This window comes from Cupriavidus sp. SK-3 (genome assembly GCF_000611145.1).
Lineage (GTDB): Bacteria > Pseudomonadota > Gammaproteobacteria > Burkholderiales > Burkholderiaceae > Cupriavidus.
Window position 1 is genome coordinate 11812 of record NZ_JFJV02000004.1, and the last position, 6173, is coordinate 17984.

General features: G+C 63.8%; 6 protein-coding genes and 1 pseudogene. All 7 read left to right on the plus strand.

Annotation, left to right across the window (positions count from 1 at the left end; translation table 11 throughout):
* A pseudogene (locus CF70_RS00205) lies at positions 1 to 616 on the plus strand (histone deacetylase family protein); the annotation flags it as partial.
* An 11-nt stretch (positions 617 to 627) separates the two neighbouring features.
* Positions 628 to 1431, plus strand: coding sequence for an enoyl-CoA hydratase (locus CF70_RS00210; protein ID WP_035858816.1), 804 nt, complete (start codon positions 628 to 630; stop codon positions 1429 to 1431).
* A 161-nt stretch (positions 1432 to 1592) separates the two neighbouring features.
* Positions 1593 to 2627, plus strand: coding sequence for a methionine ABC transporter ATP-binding protein (locus CF70_RS00215; protein ID WP_035858819.1), 1035 nt, complete (start codon positions 1593 to 1595; stop codon positions 2625 to 2627).
* The gene (locus CF70_RS00220; protein ID WP_035858822.1) at positions 2617 to 3270 is read left to right on the plus strand and encodes a methionine ABC transporter permease; all 654 of its coding nucleotides are present in this window, start codon (positions 2617 to 2619) and stop codon (positions 3268 to 3270) included. The genes CF70_RS00215 and CF70_RS00220 overlap by 11 nt, the downstream gene beginning before the upstream one ends.
* 60 nt (positions 3271 to 3330) lie before the next feature.
* Positions 3331 to 4128 (plus strand): MetQ/NlpA family ABC transporter substrate-binding protein, encoded by a 798-nt coding sequence (locus CF70_RS00225; protein ID WP_035858825.1) that lies wholly within the window; start codon positions 3331 to 3333, stop codon positions 4126 to 4128.
* Between the two features lie 203 nt (positions 4129 to 4331).
* Complete coding sequence (locus CF70_RS00230) at positions 4332 to 5081, plus strand: electron transfer flavoprotein subunit beta/FixA family protein (protein WP_035858827.1); 750 nt, start codon at positions 4332 to 4334, stop codon at positions 5079 to 5081.
* Positions 5082 to 5100: 19 nt separating this feature from the next.
* Positions 5101 to 6036: an electron transfer flavoprotein subunit alpha/FixB family protein gene (locus CF70_RS00235; RefSeq protein WP_035858830.1), complete on the plus strand. Its 936-nt coding sequence runs from the start codon at positions 5101 to 5103 to the stop codon at positions 6034 to 6036.
* The last annotated feature ends 137 nt before the right edge of the window (positions 6037 to 6173 follow it).

The following is a 6173-nucleotide window of genomic DNA, read 5'->3' on the forward strand; positions in this document are numbered from 1 at the left end:
CGCCACCGATGCGGTGATGGCGGGCGAGTTCGAGAGCGCTTTCTGCTGCGTGCGCCCGCCTGGCCACCATGCGGAGCCGGACCGGGCCATGGGTTTTTGCTTCTATAACAACGTGGCGATCGCGGCGCGGCACGCGCTTGCCGCGCATGGCCTCGAGCGCGTGGCGATCGTCGATTTCGACGTGCACCACGGCAACGGCACCGAGGCCGCCTTCCGCGGCGAGGAGCGGGTGCTGATGTGCAGTTTCTTCCAGCATCCGTTCTATCCCTACAGCGGTACCGAGCACATTGCCACCAATATGTCCAACATCCCGCTGCCGGCCTATACCAGCGGCATGGCGGTGCGGGAGGTGGTGGAGACGATCTGGCTGCCGCGCCTGAACGAGTTCAAGCCGCAGATGCTGTTTATCTCGGCGGGCTTCGACGCCCATCGCGAGGATGACATGGGCCAGATGGGGCTGGTCGAGCAGGACTACGCCTGGATCACGACCCAACTGGTGGATGTCGCCCGCGCGCATGCGCAAGGCCGCATCGTCAGTTGCCTGGAGGGCGGCTATAACCTGAGCGCGCTCAGCCGCAGCGTGTGTGCGCACCTCAAGGTGCTGCTCGAACGATAGGAGGCCCCTGGATGGCTGAAACCGACAACCGCACCGCAACGCCGCTGGTGAGCGAAAGCCTGGACGCACCGGGCGTGCTGCGCCTGACGATGAACCGCCCCGAGGCGTTCAACGCCTTGTCCGAAGACCTGCTGGATGCGCTGTTTGATGCATTTTCCCGCGCTGGCGCCGACGCCTCGGTCCGGGTGGTGGTGCTGGCCGCCGCCGGCCGGGCATTTTGCGCCGGCCACGACCTGCGGGAGATGCGGGCTGCCCCTTCGCACGACTACTATCGCCGCCTGTTCGATCGCTGCACCCGCATGATGATGGCGATGCAGAAGATGCCGCAGCCGGTGATCGCGCGCGTGCAGGGGATCGCCACGGCTGCCGGCTGCCAGCTGGTGGCGATGTGTGATCTGGCGGTGGCGGCCGATGTGGCGCGCTTCGCGGTGTCCGGCGTCAATCTCGGCTTGTTCTGCGCGACGCCGGGCGTGGCCCTGTCGCGCAACCTGTCGCGCAAGCATGCGATGGAGATGCTGCTGACCGGAGACATGATCGATGCCATGGAGGCCCGGGACCGCGGGCTGGTCAACCGCGTGGTGCCCGCCGACGCCCTCGACGCCGAGGTTGCCCGCCTGGCCGCCAGCATCTGCGCCAAGCCGGCCGCCGCGGTGGCCGCCGGCAAGGGCTTGTTCTACCGCCAACTGGAGATGGGAATCGAGGCGGCCTACCAGCTGGCGGGGCAGACCATGGCGTGCAACATGATGGATCCGGCGGCGCTGGAGGGCGTCCAGGCCTTTATCGACAAGCGTCCGCCGTCCTGGCGTGGCGCATAAACGGCTTTTTTGTGGTCTTTATGCCTTGAGCATATAAAGACATCGGTAAAAAGTCGTTTCTGGTATGAAGCGGATCGCTTAAAATGCGAGCTTCGCCCAAAAAATAAAATGCGGCAACAGCGCTAGAGAGACATTCTCGCCTGTTGCCGTTTTCTTTTCACATGATCGAACTGCAAGGTCTTTCGCAACGCTTTCCCGGAGGGTCGGGGGAAGTGCATGCGCTGCGGGACGTCAACCTGTCCATTGCGGCGGGTGAGGTCTTCGGCATCATCGGTCGTAGCGGCGCTGGCAAGAGCACGCTGGTGCGCGCCATCAACCTGCTCAATCGCCCCAGCGGAGGCCGCGTGATCGTGGCCGGACAGGAGCTGACCGCGCTCGACAGCGGCGCGCTGCGCAAGGCGCGCCGCGACATCGGCATGATCTTCCAGCATTTCAACCTGCTGTCGTCGCGTACCGTCTTTGACAACGTGGCGCTGCCGCTGGAGCTGGCAGGCAAGTCTCGGAGCGAGATCTCCGACACGGTGCTGCCGCTGCTGGAACTGGTTGGCCTGACGGCGCTCAAGGACCGCTACCCCGCCCAGATCAGCGGCGGGCAGAAGCAGCGCGTGGGGATTGCCCGCGCGCTGGCGAGCAAGCCCAAGGTGCTGCTGTCAGATGAGGCCACCTCCGCCCTCGACCCGGAAACCACCCGCGCCATCCTGGAGCTGCTCAAGCAGATCAATCGCGAGCTCGGCCTGACCATTGTCATGATCACGCACCAGATGGAAGTGATCAAACAGGTCTGCGACCGCGTGGCCGTACTCGAAGCCGGGCAGGTGGTGGAAACCGGCCGGGTCATCGACGTGTTCCTGCGCCCGCAGCATGAGGTCACGCGTGCCATGATCGGCGACGTGATCGCTCAGGAATTGCCGCCCAGCGTGCTCAAGCGCGTGGAAAGCCGGCTCGGCAACGGGCGCGACCACGTCTACCGCCTGGCGTTCACGGGCGAAGGCGTGGACCAGCCAGTACTGGCCCAGGCGATCCGCCGCTACGGGCTGGACTTCAATATCCTGCACGGGCATATCGACGAGATCCAGGGCCAGGCCTTCGGTTCGCTGGCCATCATGGCCACCGGCGAACTGGCCGATGTGAAGGCGGCGATGGAATACCTGCAACAGGAAGGCGTAGTGGTGGAGGAGCTCGAGCATGTGGTCTGAAATGTTTGACCTGTTCCTGACCTCGTTCAACGAGACGCTGCTGATGGTGGCGATCTCGGGCGTGGTCGGCGCGTTGTTCGGCGTGCCGCTGGGCGTGCTGCTGCACCTGACCAACCGCGGCGGCGTGTTGTCGCATCCGCTGTTCAACCGCACCATCGGCGTGGTGGTCAATGCCGTGCGTTCGATTCCTTTCATCATCCTGCTGGTGGTGGTGATCCCGTTCACGCGCTTCATCGTCGGTTCGTCGATCGGCACCACCGCGGCCGTGGTGCCGCTGACGATCGCCGCGATTCCGTTTATCGCGCGCCTGGTGGAAAGCGCGCTGCGCGAGGTGGACAAGGGCCTGGTCGAGGCCGCCCAGTCGATGGGCGCGACCACCGGCCAGATCGTGATGAAGGTGCTGCTGCCCGAAGCCATGCCCGGCATCGTGGCTGGCCTGACGATCACCTTCGTCAGCCTGGTGGGTTATTCGGCCATGGCCGGGGCCATCGGCGGCGGCGGCCTGGGCGACCTCGGCATCCGCTACGGCTACCAGCGCTACATCACCGAGGTGATGGTGGCGGTGGTGGTGATCCTGATTGTTTTCGTGCAAGCCGTGCAAAGCTTCGGTGACTGGCTGGTGCGCCGCATCAGCCACAAGTAATCCGGCGTTCCACCCGGCTACATACCAAGACTTAGAGAAATCGAGAAAAAGGAAGTCAACATGCAACGTCGTAACTTGCTGCAATGGATTGTCGGCGCCGCCCTGGGCGCCAGCCTGGCCACTGGCGCCATGGCGCAGGAAAAGCCGATCAAGATCGGCGTCACCGGCGGCCCGCACGCCCAGATCATGGAGCAGGTGAAGAAGGTCGCGGCCAAGGACGGCCTGAATATCCAGGTGGTGGAATTCAGCGACTACATCCAGCCCAATGCGGCGCTGGCTTCGGGGGACCTGGATGCCAACAGCTACCAGCACCTGCCTTACCTGGAAGCGCAGATCAAGGACCGTGGCTACAAGTTCACCCACATCGCCTTCACCGTGACTTTCCCGATGGGCGTGTACTCCAAGAAGATCAAGTCACTCGACCAGATCAAGGACGGCGCGCGCGTGGGTGTACCGAACGATCCCACCAACGGTGGCCGTGGCCTGCTGCTGCTGCAAAGCAAGGGTCTGATCAAGCTGCGCGCCGATGCCGGCCTGAAGGCCACGCCGCTGGACATCGTCGCCAACCCGAAGAAGATCAAGATCGTCGAGCTGGATGCCGCCCAACTGCCGCGCTCGCTGGACGACCTCGACGCCGCCGCCATCAACGGCAATTACGCCGAGTCGGCTGGGCTGTCGCCCACCAAGGATGCCATTGCCATGGAGGGCCCCAAGGGCCCCTATGCCAACCTGATCGCCATCCGCGAAGCCGACAGGAACAAGCCCTGGGTGGCCAAGCTGGTCAAGGCCTACCACTCGCCGGAGATCAAGCAGTACGTCCATAGCACTTTCAAGGATTCGGTGATTACCGCTTGGTAAGTTGAAAAAAGCCGCGAAAATCGTGTAACGCAGGGCATCCTGCGGCACAATGCGGGCAAGTTTTCACGTTGCCGGGCTATGCCCGGCAATTCTTTACCGATAAAATAGTACGACCGTTCGAAAAACAAGAGTGCCACCCAGCCGGTGGTTATAATGGCAAGCGAACCAAATTTCTGACTATCGACTATCAGTGGAGTGAGCGCATGAAAGTACTCGTCGCAGTCAAGCGCGTGGTGGATTACAACGTCAAGGTCCGGGTGAAGTCGGACGGTACGGGCGTGGATCTGGCCAACGTCAAGATGAGCATGAACCCGTTTGATGAAATCGCCGTGGAAGAAGCGGTGCGTCTGCGGGAAGCCGGGGTGGTCACCGAGGTGATCGCCGTGTCCTGCGGCGTGGCCCAGTGCCAGGAAACCCTGCGTACCGCGATGGCCATCGGCGCTGACCGCGGCATCCTGGTCGAATCGAACGAAGACCTGCAGCCGCTGGCCGTGGCCAAGCTGCTCAAGGCCCTGGTAGACAAGGAGCAGCCGCAACTGGTGATCCTGGGCAAGCAGGCCATCGACGACGACTCCAACCAGACCGGCCAGATGCTGGCTGCGCTGGCAGGCCTGCCGCAAGCTACCTTCGCCTCGAAGGTGGTGGTGGCTGATGGCAAGGCGTCGGTGACGCGTGAAGTGGACGGCGGTCTGGAGACCCTGTCGATCAAGCTGCCGGCGGTGGTGACCACCGATCTGCGCCTGAACGAGCCGCGCTACGTGACGCTGCCCAACATCATGAAGGCCAAGAAGAAACAGCTCGACACCGTCAAGCCGGAAGATCTCGGCGTGGATGTGGCGCCGCGTCTGAAGACCCTCAAGGTCGTCGAGCCGCCCAAGCGCAGCGCGGGTGTGATGGTGCCGGACGTTGCGACGCTGGTGCAAAAGCTGAAGAACGAAGCCAAGGTCATCTGAGCGCGCCAGGAGATAAAACATGACTGCACTCGTCATTGCTGAACACGACAACCAATCCATCAAGGCCGCCACGCTGAACACCGTGACCGCAGCCGCCCAGTGCGGCGGCGACGTCCACGTGCTGGTGGCTGGCGCCAACGCCGCCGCCGCAGCAGCCGCCGCAGCGAAGATCGCCGGCGTGTCCAAGGTGCTGCTGGCCGACGCCCCGTATTTCGGCGACGGCCTGGCCGAAAACGTGGCCGAGCAAGCGCTGGCCATCGCCAACGACTACAGCCACATCCTGGCGCCCGCCACCCCGTACGGCAAGAACATCCTGCCGCGCGTGGCCGCAAGGCTGGACGTGGCCCAGCTGTCGGACATCACCAAGGTCGACAGCCCGGATACCTTCGAGCGTCCGATCTACGCCGGCAACGCGATCTCGACCGTCCAATCGGCGGACAAGGTCAAGGTCATCACCGTGCGCGGCACCGGCTTTGACGCCGCCGCCGCCGAAGGTGGTTCGGCCGCCGTGGAGAACCTGCCGGCCGTGGCCGATGTTGGCATCTCGCAATTCGTTTCGCGCGAAGTCACCAAGAGCGACCGCCCCGAACTGACTGCCGCCAAGATCATCGTGTCCGGTGGCCGTGGCGTGGGTTCCGGCGAGAATTACACCAAGGTGCTGACGCCGCTGGCCGACAAGCTGAACGCCGCGATGGGCGCTTCCCGCGCTGCCGTGGACGCCGGCTTCGTACCCAACGATTATCAGGTCGGCCAGACCGGCAAGATCGTCGCGCCGCAGTTGTATATCGCCATCGGTATCTCCGGCGCGATCCAGCATCTGGCCGGCATGAAGGACTCCAAGGTGATCGTGGCGATCAACAAGGACGCCGAAGCACCGATCTTCTCGGTGGCCGACTACGGTCTGGTGGGCGATCTGAACACCGTGGTGCCCGAACTGGTGGCAGCGCTGGGCTGATCCCCGCAGCCCGGCGCGGCGTTCGACACGCCGGGTTCGATCAGGAAGTACTAGCCGTTCCGGGCTTGCCCGAGAACGGCTTTTTTATACATATCCGGAGACATCGATGACCTATCGTGCCCCGCTCAAGGACATGC